General features: G+C 70.9%; 11 protein-coding genes and 1 tRNA gene. 7 read left to right on the forward strand and 5 right to left on the reverse strand.

Annotation, left to right across the window (positions count from 1 at the left end; translation table 11 throughout):
- Window positions 1-154: 154 nt before the first annotated feature.
- On the reverse strand, window positions 155-388 hold the full coding sequence (gene chpH, locus MUU72_RS08505) for a chaplin ChpH (protein WP_248012538.1): 234 nt from the start codon (window positions 386-388) through the stop codon (window positions 155-157).
- A gap of 235 nt (window positions 389-623) precedes the next feature.
- A complete protein-coding gene (locus MUU72_RS08510; RefSeq protein ID WP_248012539.1) occupies window positions 624-1,949 on the reverse strand; it encodes a M20/M25/M40 family metallo-hydrolase in 1,326 nt (441 codons plus the stop codon).
- Between the two features lie 226 nt (window positions 1,950-2,175).
- On the opposite strand from MUU72_RS08510, the gene MUU72_RS08515 reads away from it, so the two are divergent.
- A tRNA-Leu gene (locus tag MUU72_RS08515) sits at window positions 2,176-2,260 on the forward strand.
- A 787-nt stretch (window positions 2,261-3,047) separates the two neighbouring features.
- Here MUU72_RS08515 and MUU72_RS08520 read toward each other — a convergent pair.
- Entirely contained in the window at window positions 3,048-3,719 is a 672-nt protein-coding gene (locus MUU72_RS08520) for a hypothetical protein (protein WP_248012540.1), read from the reverse strand.
- A gap of 588 nt (window positions 3,720-4,307) precedes the next feature.
- On the opposite strand from MUU72_RS08520, the gene MUU72_RS08525 reads away from it, so the two are divergent.
- Both MUU72_RS08525 and MUU72_RS08530 read left to right on the forward strand, forming a co-directional pair.
- On the forward strand, window positions 4,308-5,606 hold the full coding sequence (locus MUU72_RS08525) for a hypothetical protein (protein ID WP_248012541.1): 1,299 nt from the start codon (window positions 4,308-4,310) through the stop codon (window positions 5,604-5,606).
- A 4-nt stretch (window positions 5,607-5,610) separates the two neighbouring features.
- On the forward strand, window positions 5,611-6,045 hold the full coding sequence (locus MUU72_RS08530) for a hypothetical protein (RefSeq protein WP_248012542.1): 435 nt from the start codon (window positions 5,611-5,613) through the stop codon (window positions 6,043-6,045).
- Here MUU72_RS08530 and MUU72_RS08535 read toward each other — a convergent pair.
- Window positions 6,013-8,163, reverse strand: coding sequence for a tetratricopeptide repeat protein (locus tag MUU72_RS08535; protein ID WP_248012543.1), 2,151 nt, complete (start codon window positions 8,161-8,163; stop codon window positions 6,013-6,015). The two genes, MUU72_RS08530 and MUU72_RS08535, sit on opposite strands and share 33 nt — an antisense overlap.
- Window positions 8,164-8,694: 531 nt before the next feature.
- Here MUU72_RS08535 and MUU72_RS08540 point away from each other — a divergent pair.
- Window positions 8,695-11,721 carry an AfsR/SARP family transcriptional regulator gene (locus tag MUU72_RS08540; RefSeq protein WP_248012544.1) on the forward strand — a complete coding sequence of 1,009 codons (3,027 nt, stop codon included), beginning with the start codon at window positions 8,695-8,697 and terminating at the stop codon, window positions 11,719-11,721.
- 391 nt (window positions 11,722-12,112) lie between these two features.
- Entirely contained in the window at window positions 12,113-12,796 is a 684-nt protein-coding gene (locus MUU72_RS08545; RefSeq protein ID WP_248012647.1) for an HAD family hydrolase, read from the forward strand.
- Window positions 12,797-12,855: 59 nt separating this feature from the next.
- On the opposite strand, the gene MUU72_RS08550 is transcribed toward MUU72_RS08545, so the two are convergent.
- Window positions 12,856-14,310: a cytochrome P450 gene (locus tag MUU72_RS08550; RefSeq protein ID WP_248012545.1), complete on the reverse strand. Its 1,455-nt coding sequence runs from the start codon at window positions 14,308-14,310 to the stop codon at window positions 12,856-12,858.
- A 164-nt stretch (window positions 14,311-14,474) separates the two neighbouring features.
- Between MUU72_RS08550 and MUU72_RS08555 the strand changes: the two genes are divergently transcribed.
- A complete protein-coding gene (locus MUU72_RS08555) occupies window positions 14,475-14,882 on the forward strand; it encodes a (2Fe-2S) ferredoxin domain-containing protein (protein ID WP_248012546.1) in 408 nt (135 codons plus the stop codon).
- A 357-nt stretch (window positions 14,883-15,239) separates the two neighbouring features.
- The gene (locus tag MUU72_RS08560; RefSeq protein WP_248012547.1) at window positions 15,240-16,136 is read left to right on the forward strand and encodes a DMT family transporter; all 897 of its coding nucleotides are present in this window, start codon (window positions 15,240-15,242) and stop codon (window positions 16,134-16,136) included.
- The last annotated feature ends 59 nt before the right edge of the window (window positions 16,137-16,195 follow it).

Genomic DNA, 16,195 nt, shown 5'->3' on the forward strand with positions numbered 1-16,195 from the left:
CGGCCCGCGGAGGAGCGCTCGCGCCTCCGCGGACCGCCTCGTAGGGAGTTTTCACCCGCCCGCGAAAATGCCCGGCGGCTCCGGGGTGCCGAAGTGGCATCCCGGAGCCGTACCGGGCCGGCCCCTTAATGGGCCGGATACACCATCAATAACGTCAGCGGTTCACACAGGTGTTGCCGAAAGCGGGGTTCAGCAGACCGATCACGGAGATCGTGTTGCCGCAGGCATTCACCGGAACGTGTACCGGGATCTGCACGACGTTGCCGGAGACGACGCCGGGCGAGTGCACCGCGGCACCCTGGGCACCGGAGTCGGCAACGGCCAGGCCGGCGCCGGCGAGTACCACTCCACCGGCGACCGCAGCAGCGGCGACGACCTTCTTGATCATGGTTCCTCCTTATAGGCAATGCGGTCCCAGCCGCGGACCGCACTCACCTCAACGAAGGCCGGGCCGTTGAAGCTACGAACACATCGCGGCATTCACTCTTTCCAGCGAAGTCAGTGCGAAAGGCAGGAAATTCACACCGACTTCACCCTCCCCGCGCGTGCCGAGGCCCGTCGACACACCGCCACCAGAGGTCAAAAAACCGTTTCCCCGCCGCCGGGTGGCGGGGACCCGTACCTCAGCTCTGGTCGATGAACCGGTCGAGCACCCGCACCCCGAACTTCAGCCCGTCCACCGGCACCCGCTCGTCCACGCCGTGGAACATCCCCGCGAAGTCCAGCTCCGGCGGCAGCTTCAGCGGCGCGAACCCGAACCCGCGGATCCCCAGGTCGTCGAAGGACTTGGCGTCCGTCCCCGCGGAGAGCATGTACGGCACGGCCCGCGCGATCGGGTCCTCGGCCTGGAGCGCCGACTGCATCGCCGCCACCAGCGCGCCGTCGAAGGTGGTCTCCAGCGCCTTGTCCGCGTGCACGTCCTCGCGCCTGACCCGCGGCCCCAGGAGCCGGTCCAGGTCCGCCAGGAACTCCTCCTCGTACCCCGGCAGGAAGCGGCCGTCGACGTGCGCGGTGGCCTCCCCCGGAATCACGTTGACCTTGTAACCGGCTCCCAGCTGCGTGGGGTTGGCGGTGTTCCGCAGCGACGCCCCGATCAGCTTGGCGATCCCGCCGAGCTTGGCCAGCGTCTCGTCCATGTTCTCCGGGTCGAGCTCCGTCCCCAGCGCGTCCCCCAGCTCGTCCAGGAACGCCCGCAGCGTCTTGGTGACCCGCACCGGGAACTCGTACCGCCCCAACCGGCCGACCGCCTCGGACAGTTCGGTGATGGCGTTGTCCCGGTGGATCATCGAACCGTGCCCGGCCGTCCCGGCCACGGTCAGCTTCATCCAGTGCATGCCCTTCTGGGCCGTCTCGATCAGGTACAGCCGGAGGTTCTCGTTGACGGTGAACGAGAAGCCGCCGACCTCGCTGATCGCCTCCGTCACGCCCTCGAACAGCTCCGGGTGGTGGTCCACGAGATACCGCGCGCCATAGGTGCCGCCGGCCTCCTCGTCCGCCAGGAACGCCAGCACGATGTCCCGCGGCGGCTTGCGCCCCGTACGCAGCCGGTCGCGCACCACCGCCAGCGTCATCGCGTCCATGTCCTTCATGTCGACCGCGCCGCGGCCCCACACGCACCCGTCCGCGATCTCCCCGGAGAACGGGTCGTGGGTCCAGTCGTCCGCGTTGGCCGGCACCACGTCGGTGTGCCCGTGGATCAGCAGCGCAGGCCGCGAGGGGTCCTCGCCCTCGATCCGGGCGACGGTCGAGGCCCGCCCCTTGTGCGACTCGAAGATCCGCGGCTCCAGCCCCACCTCGGCGAGCTTCTCCGCGACGTACTCGGCAGCGGCGCGCTCCCCCGGCCCCGAGTGGTCGCCGTAATTGCTGGTGTCGATCCTGATCAGATCCCGGCACAGATCGACCACCTCGTCCTCACCGGTGACCGTACGGGCCGGCTGCGACTCGCTCACACTGCCTCCTCATCGTTCACGACCGCGGCACACCGAGGCACTCCGCGGTGGGCGTCCACCGCCATCCTCCACCCGCCACCCGCTCCGCCCAAGGCCGCAATACTCCCGACATCCCCTGGTCACAGCCCCGCGCCCGCCCGGGACCAGGGGTGATCGACCACCCCCGAACGTTTGCTATTGTTTTCCTCGTCGGAACGGCCCAGCGGCCGCCCCGGCAGACACCTGAGTCCGGGTGGCGGAATGGCAGACGCGCTAGCTTGAGGTGCTAGTGCCCTTTATCGGGCGTGGGGGTTCAAGTCCCCCCTCGGACACGCGCTACATGTACACCTGAAGAGGGTCGTGACTCTACGGTCATGGCCCTCTTTTGTGCGTCACCATGGAGTACACCAAGCTCTCACAGACAGGGCGCTTGCGCTCGGGATCAGCGGCGGGCAGCCGGTCGGAGTTGGAGCCGAGCTCGGAGCCCATCTGCGCGATCTGTCCGACGGTGAGGGCCTCGGGTGGTGTGACCGGTCACGGCGATGAGATCTTGCTGAGCTGACGATTTCTGGACCTGGGCCCACCCACTGACGCGCTGCGAATCAGCTCCGGCGTCGAGTGCGAGTCGGATATCGAGCGAGATGTCGGTCACATGCGGTGATCGCGTTCCTGGCTGCTGCGTCGGTATGCCACCCTCGCCCAGCTCGCTGCCGGGTACGGCCTTCAGGGCGACCGGGGCGGCGTTAGCCGGCCGGCTTGTCCCATAACCTCACCGACGGTGCTCGTCCACTCACACAATCTCACTGCGGCTCGTGTCCACCAGATCAGCGGGACCGGCGAACGCAAGGGCTACCCATTCTCGCCGACCACGCCTGAATGGGGCCGTCCCGCGGATAACGGCCCCCTCAAACGCCCACCGGTCCGTGACCTCACCCCGACCCAGCGAACCGTCAGCCGCCCGCTGTGGACAGTGGCCCACGACGGTGGAGCGGTAGCTCTCATGGCTGACGCAGCAGGAACGCCTCTTCGGCAGCCGTTACCCCGTCTGCTTGCGGCTCCTTGATCACCGTGTGCTGCCCTTCGGAGTCGTCACAGGCGGGCTTTCCCGCACCTGGCCTGTCAGCGGGACGCGGTACGTGAGGACCGGGTCCTGTTCTCCGGTCGGCGAGAGCGTGGGAGAGGAGAGGGCGACGGTGCGGGGTCGAGGATGACAGCGCCGGCTTCGCGGGCCAAGAGGCGGTGGGTGCTTTCCCAGGTGCGGGTTCTGCTGCGGTCGCGGCGTTCCTCCCAGCGCTCCTGGAGGCGCATGCCGGCGAAGATCGCGAGGGCGCAGAGGAGGATGGTCGCGATCAGCGCGTAGATCGGGGTGTAGTGGTCGTCGAACATGGACCGGCTTCGGTCGACTTGGCTGGCGTTGATACCGAAGAAGCCGAAGAGCAGGCTGAAGGTTCCGCTGACGGTCGTGACGAAGGTGATGGCGACGACGGTGCGGACCCGGCGGCGGTCGGCGGCGCGCTGCTCCATGCTTTCGACCGAGGTGAGATCGGCTGCGATGGCATTGCCCAGACGGTTGAGCATCTGTCCGATGGTGGCTGCACGCTCGGTGATTCCTATGGCGGCGAACAGCTCCTGGTGGAAGCTCTCCACACGTAAGGCCGGGACGAGCGTGCCAATTTCTCCGCCGGCCTCGACGCTGTAGCTGAGTTCGACTTCGAGTTGACTCAGCCCGTCGGAAATGTCCTCCAGAGTGGTGCGTCTGTCGTGTGCGTTGTCAACACCTCCGATCAGCAATTGCCAATCGCGTTCTCGCCCAGCCGCAGCAGATCGGCAGCCTGAGAGGCGAGCCCCACCTGGCCGCATGCCGATGCCAGCGCTCGTGCTGCACTGGCTTCCGTTAACCCCTCATGACTCACGGCTACATCCATCCGGCCCAGCTTCACGGTCGCGACTCCTAGCTGTCAAGCTCCCTAATTGTCCGCTTAGTTGGGCCGGCCGGGGGAGGCCGGGCGCCTCATACGTTCGCCGTGGAGGAGCTCGACGCGCACAAGCCGTCGGAAGCGTGCGGAGGGCGGCTAACGGACGGGGCTGCACTCGTCTCCGCACCCGCGGAGGCCCTCGATCTTGCTCCTCCGCGAGGCTCCTCCGGCGTCCCGGACCGGGTGGGCACACAGGGGCACACATAGCGATGGACCATGATCGGGTGATCGCGGACCGTTGGTGTTTTCGGGGGTTCTGTATGCGGGACTCCCCGGGCCGTCGTGGTGGGACCGAGCGCCGCCACGTGCACTGCAAGGATTCGGCAAGCCCCCGGCAAGGCTTCCGTCGGCGGTACCGGGCAGTCCACCACTGGACTGACCAGAACATGACGACTGGGGGATCATGTCTGCCGCCATCGGGCCCTCGGGGGCCTTACAGAGGAATCCGGGCCAGTGGCTCACACTGCCCGGCTGCAAGAAGATCCTGTTCATCATCCACACCGAGGTGTACGGCAAACGACTGTGTGATCTGCTGCCGCTGCTGGAATCCGATTTCCGGGTGCAGGTGGCCTTCACCCTTGCCCCGCACGCGTTCAACAGCGGGGCGGACCGGCTGCTGCGGTCCCTCGGCGCCGCCGTGCTGCCCTGGGAGGAGGCCGTGCGCACGGATTTCGACCTGGCGCTGGCCGCCGGGTCGCAGGGGACCGAGCAGGTGCGCGCACCGCTGATCCGCCTGCCGCACGGTGCCGGGCACCTCAAGCTGTCCCGCGTGGCGGACGACCGTCCGGGAACCCCGCGGAGCGTGGGCGGGCTGGGGCGCAAGTATCTGATGTGGAACGGAAAAGTGGTCCCGAAGGCTTTCGGCCTGGCACACCGTGATGAGCTGGCACAGCTGGAACGGGCCTGTCCGGAGGCACTTCCCATCGCCGAGGTGGTCGGGGACGGCTGCTACGACCGGATCGCGAAGAGCCTGCCCCTGCGGGAGCGGTACCGCAGCGCCCTGGGGCTGCGGGCCGGCCAGAAGCTGGTGCTCGTCAGTTCGACCTGGGGCCTGGGCTCATCCTTCAACCGGCTCGACGCCCTGCTGCCCCGACTCCTGGCCGAGCTGCCGCAGCACGTGTACCGGACCGCGATCCTGGTGCACCCGAACGTCTGGGCGGGCCACGGCAGCTGGCAGGTGGGGGCCTGGCTGGCGGCGTGCCGACGGTCCGGCATCACGGTGTTTCCGCAGGAGGCAGACTGGCGCGCGCCGCTGATCGCGGCGGACTGGGTGATCGGTGACCACGGTTCGGTCACTCTCTACGCCACAATGACCCGGGCCTCGATCCTGCTCGCCCGATTCCCCGGGCAGGACGTCAACCCGGAATCCCCGGGTGCGGCACTGGCACTCGCTGCGCCTGCGCTGTCGCCCGCGCACCCCCTCACGGAGCAACTCGCCTACGCCGCGGCGGAGTACCCGGCGCAGGAGTATGCCCGGATCGCGGCGCGGATCTCCTCGGAACCAGGCCGCTTCCAGCGGAACATGCGGCGGCTGATGTACCGGATGCTCGGTATCGGACAGCCCGCATACACCCCGGCGACCGAGGCTCTGCCGCCGCCCGGGCCGCTCTGCGGGGCGAAGGAAAGGCGTCCGGGGCCGCGGCACAAGGGCAGGCACCGCAGGAGGGACGGGGGGTGCGGGCGTGCGCACGCCGGACGGTGACCCGATGCCGCGCAGCGGCCTGCTGATCGTGGGCTGCTGCGCCACGACCATCGTCCCGGACCAGGACTGCGTCAGCGTCGACCTCGACCGGTGTCCGGACGAGGCATGGCGGCAGTGCGCCGACGTACTGTACGGGACGGGAGGCCCGGAACTGGCCCGGTCGCTCCTGGGCCGCTACCCCGGCTGTCTCTTCGTGCTGCTCCGGGCCGGCAGCAAAGGGTGCGTCGCGGCCGCCCGGACCGGGATGCGGATGCTCACGACCATCGGCGGCGACCACCTGGACCCCGGATGGGATCCCGTGCTGCTGGCCTCGTTGCTGCACAGTTGGGTGGTGGCCCTGCGACCGCTGGAGGCGCTTGGGTCCGGTCTGTTCCTGTGTGCAGGGCGGACGTACCGGTTCGAGACCTCAGGAGCCGGAGCCGGGGCGGCGGGCGGATAATCGCTCCCTCAGCCGCCGGGCGTCGGCCGCGCTGACGGGTTCATACAGGGCCAGGGACCGCGCATAGCAGTCCCCGGCCCGCGACATGTCGCCGCCGGCCTCGGCCGTCTGGCCGAGGAACTCCCAGACACGGGCCTGCCAGTGGACCGAACCGGTCCTGGTGAACTCATCGAGAGCCTGGCGCAACTGGCTGTCGGCGCGATCGCGGTCGCCGGACGCCTGCGCACGGGCGAGTCCCAGGTAGGCGAGGGCCCGTGCGGCGTCGTACGGGTCACTCGCGGCGAGTAGCTCTTCCCTGGCACGGGTGAGCGGGGCGATCGCTGCGGCCGGGCGGCCGTCGGCCAGCGCCAACTCGCCGAGGGACAGCCGGGTGAGCGCGGCGCCCCGGCGGTGGCCAATGGCCTCGCGGAGTTCGAGCGCCCGGGTGAAGAAAAGGGTGGCGGGCTCCAGCCGGCCGGCGAGGAGGTGCGACTGCCCGAGGCCGTGCAGTGACTGGGCCTCGGCGCGGCGGTCACCGTCCCGCTGAGCGACCGCCAGCGCCTGGGTGAACCACTCCACAGCGTCGTCGTACCGTCCGGCGCCGCGGAGCCCCACACCGCCTGAGGTGAGCATCCGGCTCTCGGCCGCCCGGTCGCCGTCGCGGCGTGCCGCGGCCAGCCCGATCTCGTGTGCCTCGATCCACAGGTCGTATGGCCGCAGCCGCAGGAACAGCGGGAACATCGCATCGACCAGTTGCCAGGCAGTCGCGTCCCACCCGGCGTCCACCGCGCCCCGCACCATGGCCATGAGGTGCGAGCGTTCGGTGTCCAGCCAGTTCAGAGCCGTACCCTCGTCACCGAACGCGGCCGGCTCCCCGGGCTCGTAGGCGTAGGCACGGCGGAGCCTGCGGTGGCTCGGGGTCAGCAGTGCCTCGGCCGCGGTCGCCCGGGCCAGGTACAGGTCCGTGACCCGGCGGACGACGGCCTGCCGGTCGACCGGCGGGTCCTCGCGCAGAGCGGTCTCCCTGGCGTGGGCCCGTACAAGGTCGTGCATGCGAAAGCGCTCCGAGCCGTCGGTGCGGTCGGTCGGCAGGTCCTCGACGAGGTTGTCCTCGATCAGTTCATCGAGGAGCAGGCCGATCTCCGCCTCCGGTGTCCCACACGCGGCCGCGGCAACGCTCCTCCCGAACGTGACGACCGGGGCCAGTCCCAGGCACCGGTAGGCGCGCGCGGCGGCAGGGGGCAGGGCGCGGTACGACTCGTCCAGGACCGCTCCTACCGTCCGTTCCCCCTCTGCGCGCAGGGCCACGAGTGCCGCACCGTCCTCGCCGAGGACTCCGGCCATCGTCGCCAGGGACTGCTGCGGACGTGCGGCGAGCCGGGCGCCGGCCAGACACAGGGCCAGCGGTAACCCGGCGCACCGGGCGGCCACCTCGCGCGCCTGGGCGCGTTCCCTCGCGACCCGGTGGGTGCCGACCCGGCGGGCCAGTAACTCCACCGCGGAGGCCCGGCCCAACAGGCCGAGCTGGTGGAACGCCGCGCCGTCCACACCGAGGCTGGTCAGCCGGCGGCGGCTGGTGACCACCACGAGGCTGCCGGCCGTACCGGGAAGCAGCGGACGCACCTGCGCAGCGCTCAGGGCGTTGTCCAGCATGACGGCAATCCGCAGACCGGCCGTGGCGGAGCGCCACAGTGCCGCTTGTTCGGCGGTCTCGGCCGGAATGCGATCGATGCCGTAAGCCCGCAGGAAACGGCCGAGCACCTCGCCCGGGGGCACGGGTGCCTCCGGTGAGTGACCGCGGAGGTCCACGTACAGCTGTCCGTCCGGGAACGCCCCTTCCTCGCTGAGGCGGCCCAGCCAGCGGGAGGACAGCGCGGTCTTGCCCACCCCCGCGGAGCCGCTCACCACGACGACCAGTGGTGTGCCGGCCTGCCGCTTCTCCGCGAGCAGCGCGTCCAGTGCGCCGAGTTCGCCGTCCCGGCCGGTGAAGTGGGGCGGCCCCGGCAGGAGTTGGCGGGGCACCGGCAGTTTCCGTTCCGCAGGCGGCGTCGCGCCCTGGTGGAAGTGGACCCCGCCGTGCACCTCGTGGGTCTGCAGGGCAAGCCCGGTGACCTGCCCGGAGCCGCCAATGGTGTTCACGGCTCCGAAGGATAGGCGTGGCTCGGTGCGGACGAGCCACGTGCGCAGGGCGCCGGCGAACGCCGGACGGGACCGCGCCTCCTGCGCCAGGAGCTCGGCAAGGGCGCGGACCCGTGCCGTATCAGGGGGGACGGTCCGGGCCGCCGTGATCATCCTCAGCAGGAGGCCCTCAGGATCCGTCCTGGCATATTCCCCCGACAGGGTCACCCCCTGCGGCAGCACTGCCTGTACCAGCTCGTCCCAGGTCCGTGCGGTGGTGGCCTCGGACAGGGCGGCAACCAGCTCAGGGACCGTCACCGGCTCCACGTCGACCGCCTCCCTCCCCCGCCCGTGCAGTGGCGCGCAGGGCTCGCTCACATGCTCGGTCAGCTGACGAGTACCCGCTGCGGGAACGAAGTAGACCGTGCGCCGAGCGGGGGAGCGGCCCTGGGCGAATACCCGCCAACACTGCGCGCGGCCTGGCGACCCAGGTGACGTCATGTCATTCTTTGGGCACGACGAGCGGGGACCGACCGGCGATAGGGGGCGCTGGTGGACTTCGACATCCTCATCCTGGGCTCGGTGGAACTCCGTCTTGACGGGCACCGCGACCCACTCGGCTCCGCAAAGGAACGTCTGGTCCTCGCCGCACTGGCGATCGACGCAGGACAGCCGGTTTCGCTCAACGCACTCATTCACCATCTGTGGGACGACGAGCCCCCGGCGAAGCCCCGCGGCAGCCTGCACAGCTACGCCGCCCGGATCCGCCGACGGTTGCGGGGGGCCGGCGGGGCGGCGCGCCTCACCCAGCAGACTCATACCTACACGCTCGACGTGGAGCCGGAGCGCGTGGACTACCACCGCTTCCGGCACCTCGCTGCACAGGCCCGCGCGCTGATCGACAGCGGCGACGACGAGAAGGCGCTCGTCCTGCTGAAGGAGGCGGGTGCCCTCTGGCGGGGGGAAGCCCTCGCGGGGCTGACCGGCTGGTGGGCCGAGAGCATCCGGGCAGCCCTCGACGAGCAGCGCCTCGCCTCGACGCTCAACCGGATCGGCATCGAGTTACGGAGGGGCCACTTCGCGGAAGTCGTGGCCGAACTGACCACGCTGGTCGAACGCCACCCGACCGACGAGACCCTGATCGGCCATCTGATGGTGGCCGATTACGGCTGTGGACGGCAGGCCGACGCTCTGCGTGCGTACGAGGCCGCCCGGCGGCGGCTCCAGGCAGAGCTGGGGGCGGATCCCGGCGAAACCCTGACCCGGCTCCATCGGCTCATCCTGCGCCAGGCACCCGTCGACGACCTCTTCACCGGACGGCGTCCGTCCGCGGCCCGGCCGGTACCGAACAACCTCCCCAGCCACGGCGAACTGGTCGGCCGTGAGGCGGAACTGAGTGCTCTCCAGATGCCCTCGTCAAAAGGCGGCGTGATCGCATTGCAGGCGATCAGCGGCATGGGCGGCGTCGGTAAATCCCTGCTGGCCCTGCACGCCGCGCGCCGCCTCGGCAAACACTTCCCGGACGCCCAGTTGCTGCTCGACCTGCGGGCTCACTCCCCCGGCGCGGAGCCCCTCACCCCGCAGGCGGCCCTCACCGCGCTGCTGCGCATCCTGGGTGTTCCCGCCACCAGCATTCCCCAGGGTCTGGAGGAACTCAGCTCTCTGTGGCGGACCATGCTCAGCACCCGCCGCGCACTGATCATTCTGGACGACGCCGCGGACCCCGAGCAGCTCCGCCCGCTGCTGCCCGGCAACTCGCCGTCCTTGATCATCATTACCAGCCGCCGGCGGCTCTCCGGGCTGCCCGGCGTCCGCTCCATCGTTCTCGACGTCCTCCCCACCGACGACGCGAACGCGCTGTTCGTGCGGCTGGTGGGAGCCGAACGTGCCGACGACCCCCAGGACGTCGCGACGATCGTGCGACTGTGCGGACACCTCCCGCTGGCCATCGAACTCGCTGCCGGACGCCTGGTGTCCCGGCCTTCCTGGACCACGGGCCACTTGATCCAGCGGTTGTCGCGCGGGGAAGACCGGCTCGGTGAGTTCCGGGACCCTTACATGGAGATCGCCCGGACCTTCAAGATGTCCTACATCGCACTCACCAAGGAGCAGAGGACGGCCTTCCGGGCCCTCAGTCTCCACCTGAGCCAGGAATTCGGTCTCCATGCCGCCACCGCACTCACCGCTCTGCCCCTGCACAGCACCGAACGCATCCTGGAGGCGCTGCTCGAATCACATCTGCTCCAGGAGCCCGCACCGGACCGCTTCCGCTTCCACGACTTGCTCGGGGAGTACGCGCTCACCCTCGCCCGTGCCGAGGACACCGCCGACGAGCGCGAACGCATGGTCGCCCGACTGGTCGACTTCTACCTCCAGGCGGCGGACCGGGCGGACCGCCTGATGTATCCGCGCCGCCACCGGCTCGACATCCGTCACAGCGCGGAGCGCTTCCCCCTCCCGCCCTGGAGTGGCTCCCAGGAGGCCAAGAACTGGCTGACGGCCGAGCGCACCGCTCTGGTCACAGCAGAGGACCACGCACGGACCCGCGGCCGGCCTCGCCAGGCCGCCCGACTCGCCCACGTCTTGGCGGGATTCCTCGACGGCGAGGGCTACTGGCCCGAAGCGGAACGGATGCACCGGCATGCCGTCGACCACTGGCACGCCTCCGGCGAAGCCCGGCCGGAGGCCCATGCGCTGATCGACCTGTGCGCCACCCTGTCGCACTCCTCGCGCTATCCGGAGGCCATCACATGCGCTCAGCGAGCCCTGGGGCTGGCCCGCGAGGCGGGCGACACCGCGATCGAGGTCGAGGCCCTCCACCTGCTGGGCGTGATCCACTGGCATCTCGGACAGCTCGACTCGGCGTTGCGGACGCAGCACACCGTGCTGGAACTGCGCAGCCGACTCGGCGACCCGTTCCAGATCGCACGCTCGCAGAACAACCTCGGGATCACCCACCTGTACCTGGGCCACCACGCCTCGTCCATGGCATGCTTCGAGGCGGCCTTGCAGGGGTTTCGCGCGGTGGGCGATTCCCGGGAGGAATCGCGGGCGCTGAACAATCTGTCGGACCTCTACCTGGCCATGGACGACCGCGAGGCCGCTCTCCGTACGCTGCAGCGGTCGCTCGACATCAGCATGGCGACCGGGAGCCGCTCGGACCAGGCGATCATCCAGCTGACCTTGGCCTCGACGCTGACCATCCCGGAAGATCTCGACAAGGCCCTGGACCTCTACCGCCAGGCGCTGTTCTCCTTCCGGCAGTTGGGAGACAGGAGGAACGAGTGCCTGGCACTGAACGGTATCGGGGAAGCCTTTCAGGCCGCCGGACGAAGCAACGAGGCCGTCGTTCACCACCGCAGTGCCCTCGATCTCGCCAACGCCATCGGAGCGGCCCATGAGCAGGCCCAGGCGATGCGCTGCCTCGGTGTCGCCGAGGCCGGGCTCGGGAACCTCCGTTCCGGCCTGCAGCGCCTCGAAGCGGCGGTCGCCCTCGTCCACGAGAACCATGACCCGGAGGAACACCGGAAGTGCCTAGACGCCCTGGCCAGGCTTCGGGCGCACAACGGCGCGCAGTAGCACAACTCCCAGTAGAGCTCCGTCAGTTTGTGTGATCAACCGCGCGGATGATCTAGTGCGCCCATGAAACACAGACACCTCCAGGTCCTCGTGGCCATCGTCGTCCTGGCATGCATCCCCTCCATCATTTCCGCAGATCCGGACAGCACGAGGACCACTACCAGCGTTCCGCGCGCATAACGGCCGCACCGCACACCGATGCGTCAGCCACTCGCCCCGTCGCACCTTCCTTGACCGTGAGCGGCTGGCGCGCCCGGGCGCACAACGGCGCACTCATGCCGAAGCGCGCCGGCAACCGGACAGGCCCCGGTCGGTGGATATTTCCGGTGCGCCGGGGCGGCGCCCTGCGTATGGTGCCTCCGGTTTTGTCGGGCGGGTGCGGGTGGAAGGGGTGCGGACGGTGCTGATCTTCGATGCGGATGACACGTTGTGGGAGAACAACGTGATCTTCGAGCGGGTGATCGACGAGTTCACGGGGTGGCTGGCGGGGCCGGGGCTGGACCGGGGCGGGGTGCGGGCCGTGCTGGACGAGATCGAGGCGGCGAACGCGCTGACGCTCGGGTACGGCAGCAAGGTGTTCCTGCACAGCCTCGGGGAGTGCGTGGAGCGGGTGCGGGGGCGGGCGGCCACCGCGGCGGAGCGGGCGCGGATCACCGGGTGGGCGGCGGCGTTCGCGGGAGAGCGGGTGGAGCTGATCGCCGGGGTGGCCGAGACGCTGGCGGAGCTGGCGCGGCGCCACGAACTGCTGCTGCTGACCAAGGGCGACCGGGAGGAGCAGGAGCGGAAGGTGGCCGCGTCGGGGCTGACCGGGCACTTCCGCGCGGTGCACATCGTCCCGGAGAAGAACGTGGCCACGTACGAGGAGCTGACGCGGGCGTACGGGCTGGTGCCGGAGACGGCCTGGATGATCGGGAACTCGCCGAAGTCGGACATCCTGCCGGCCCGTTCGGCCGGGCTGAACGCGGTGTTCATCCCGCACGTCCACACCTGGGTGCTGGAGCACGAGGAGTTGGACCCGGCGGATGCGAAGGTACTGCGGCTGACGGCGTTCGGGGAGTTGGTCAACCACTTCTGAGGGGGTGAGGGGGCCGGGCGCGGGTGGCGGCCGGCCCCCGGGGGCTGGTGCGTAGGGGGTCAGAGGGCGCGCAGGCGGACCCTGGCCGGGCCGGTCGGCTGGAGGGTGATGCCGGCGGCCACCGGGACGTCCTGGTCGATGGCCTCCAGTTCGTTGGCGCGGAGCAGGGTCGCCAGGGCGAGGACCGACTCCAGCATCGAGAAGTGCTGTCCGATGCAGGCGCGCGGGCCGCCGCCGAACGGGAACCACGCGTACCGGTGCCGTTCCGCCTCCCGTTCCGGAGTGAAACGGTCCGGGTCGAAGCGCTCGGGGTCGTCCCAGAGGTCCGGGTGCCGGTGGGTGACCCAGGGGGCGACGACGACGTCCGCGCCGGCCGGGAGCGGGTGGCCGGCGATCTCGGTGGCCTCGACCGCCCGGCGGCTGATGACCGCGGCGGCCGGGTAGAGCCGCATGGACTCCTTGAGCGCCCGGGTGAGCCGCGGGAGGCGGTCCAGGTCGGCGGCGGTGGGGGTGCGGTCGCCGAGGACGCGGGTGAGTTCGTCGCGGATGCGGGTCTGCTCCTGCGGGTGCCGGGCGAGGAGGTGGAGGGTGAACGCCATGGAGGTGGCGGTGGTCTCGTGCCCGGCCAGCAGGAAGATCAGGACCTGTTCGCGGACCTCGGTGGCGTCGAGCGCGCCGTCCTCGTCGTTGCCGGCGGCGGCGAGGAGGGAGAGCAGGTCGTTGTGGGCGGGGGCGGCCTCGGACGTTTCGGGGGTGGCGGGGGTGGCCGCGGTGAGGGCGGCGCGGCGTTCGGCGATGATCCGGTCGCAGAGGGCGTTGAGTTCGTCGGTGACCCGGCGGACGCGGAGATTCCGGGGCGTGGGCCAGTCGCGGGGCACCTTCAGGGGCGCGTAGGCGCGGCGGACGACGTAGTCGTTGATGACCGGTGCGGAACGGTGGATGGCCTCCACGGCGGCCTCGACGTCGAGGCCGAACAGGATCCGGGCGACGGTGCGCAGGGCGAGCCGGTTCATCTCGGGGACGAGGTCGACCACGCCGCTCTCGGCCGACCGCCAGCGGGCGTTGACCGCGTCCGCCTCGGTGGTCACCGCCTCGGCGTACCCGTCCACCCGGCGCCGGGTGAACAGCGGCTGGACCAGGCGGCGCTGGCGGAGGTAGTCCTCGTCCTGGCTGGTGAGCAGGCCGTTGCCGAACGCCTGGCGGACCTCCTCGTAGAGCGGGTGGTCCTTGCGGAAGTTGGCGGCCTGGGTGCCGAGGATCTGCTGGACGCCCTCGGGCGCGAAGACCGCGTAGAAGACGCTGCGGAGCCCGGGCGGGCCGGCTTCCAGGCGGACGACGTCGCCGTGTTCGCGCTGTGCTCTTAAGAAGGCCCCGAGGGAGTCGCGGCGGAGGTCGAGCAGGGACCCGATGACGGGCAGACCGGCCGGGCCGGGGATCGGGGGCGGGGCGGCGGCCGGGGCGCCGTCGTGCTGCGCGTCGGCACCCGGGCGGGGCGTGGGGTTGGTCGGGGACATGCACCGATTCCTATCCAGGAAGGGGGCGGAGGATTCGGTGGGTGGGGATTCGGTGGGCGGGGGATGCGGTGCGGGGGTGGGGCCGGGGATTCGGTGGGCGTGGCGCTGGGGTCCGGCTGTGGACGGGCCGGGGGTGGGTTCCGGGGGGCACGTAGCATGGCGGGATGATCGAGAAGCGTGCCGGGCGGGCGGCCGGAGCCTCCGCGCAACAGTGCCGGGTCACCGTCTGCCGTGGCTGCTGCTGCGGGAACGCGGCGAAGATCCCGGGCGTGGATCACGGCGGGCAGATACCGGGGTTGCGGGCCGCGCTCGACGGGGCGGCGCCGGTCCGCGCGTCCGACTGCCTGGACGTCTGCGACCAGGCGAACGTGGTCGTGGTCCAGCCTTCGGCGGCCGGCCGGGCCGCGGGCGGACGGCCGGTGTGGCTGGGGCTGGTGAACGACGACGACGCGCTCGCCGACATCGCCGCCTGGATACGCGACGGCGGCCCCGGCATCGCCGAGCCCCCGGGGGTGCTCGACCTGTACACGCTGCGGGTCTCCCGCCGGGTCCGGGAGCAGATGGGCGGCTGACGGGGCTCGCTCGGGGCGGTTGACCGGGGCGCGCGGCGCAGGCCGCTGGGTGGCGGCTGTCGCGGGGTTGATCCTGCCTGGTGGGCTGGTAGGGCAGGGCCGGATCGGCGGCGTCCACTCGGCCGGGGGGGGCAGGGTCGGCTCGGCGGTCCAGTCGCTGGGTGGGGCGCTGGCGGGTGGGCGGGGGGCTCGTCTCGTCGGTGGGTGGCGTGGTGGGGGCGCGGTAGCCGGAACAGCCGTCGGCCGGTGGTACAGACGGGTGCGCGCGAGAATGGCGGATATCAGGGGCGCGTTTCGGCCACGTGTGGCTGACTATCCTCGGCCGCAACCCCCGCCCCGCGATACGAGGTGTGCGACGTGACGGTGATCCTGCTCGCTCTTGCCGCGGCGTGCTGCCTGGGCACCGGATTCGTCCTCCAGCAGATCGCGGCGCAGCACGCCCCGCCGCAGGACTACCTCTCCTTCCGGCTGCTGCTCGACCTGGTGCGGATGCCGCGCTGGGTGGCCGGAATCGTGCTGATGGTGATGGGGATGGCGCTGGGCGCGGTGGCGCTGGGCATGGGCGACATCACCCTCGTCGAGCCGCTGATGGCGACGAACCTGCTGTTCGCGATGGCGCTGGCGCGGCGGCTCTCCCGGCAGCGGCTGGGCCGTAAGGGGTGGGCCGGGTTGTGGCTGCTGGCGGGCGGGGTGACCACGTTCATCGTGGCCGGCCGGCCGCACGGGGGCCGGAACAGCGAGGTGGGGCAGCTGTCGCAGTGGTTGATCATGGGCGGGGTGCTGTCCGTCGCGCTGGCGCTGGCGGCGATCGCGAAGCGGGAGCGGGTGCACGTCAGCCTGGAGGCGGCCCTGCTGGGGGTGGCGGCCGGGTTGCTGTACGGACTCCAGGACGCGTTGACGCGGATCAGCGGGCTGCGGTTCGGGGCGGGCGGCTGGGGCGCGCTGCTGACGAGCTGGCAGCCGTACGCGATCGTGGTGCTGGGGGTGCTGGCGCTGGTGCTGGTGCAGAGCGCGTTCGAGTCGGCGCCGCTGCGGATGTCGCTGCCCGCGCTGACCGCGGCCCAGCCGATGGCCGGGATCCTCTGCGGGGTGGGGTTCCTGGGCGACCGGCTGCGGGTGACGCCCGTGGCGCTGGCGTTCGAGGCGGCCGGGATCGCGGCGGTGGTGGCGGGCATCGTGCTGATCGGCAGCCATCCGGCGATGCCGCCGGGGGCCGGTGCGGCCGAGGACGTACGGGAGCTTCAGCCTCGGTGAGGGGTGGGGTGGGGTGGGGTGGGTTTTTTGCTCCGGCGGGGGCCGGGGGCGGGGCGAGT

The sequence above is a fragment of the Streptomyces rhizoryzae genome (assembly GCF_023155275.1).
Lineage (GTDB): Bacteria > Actinomycetota > Actinomycetes > Streptomycetales > Streptomycetaceae > Streptomyces > Streptomyces rhizoryzae.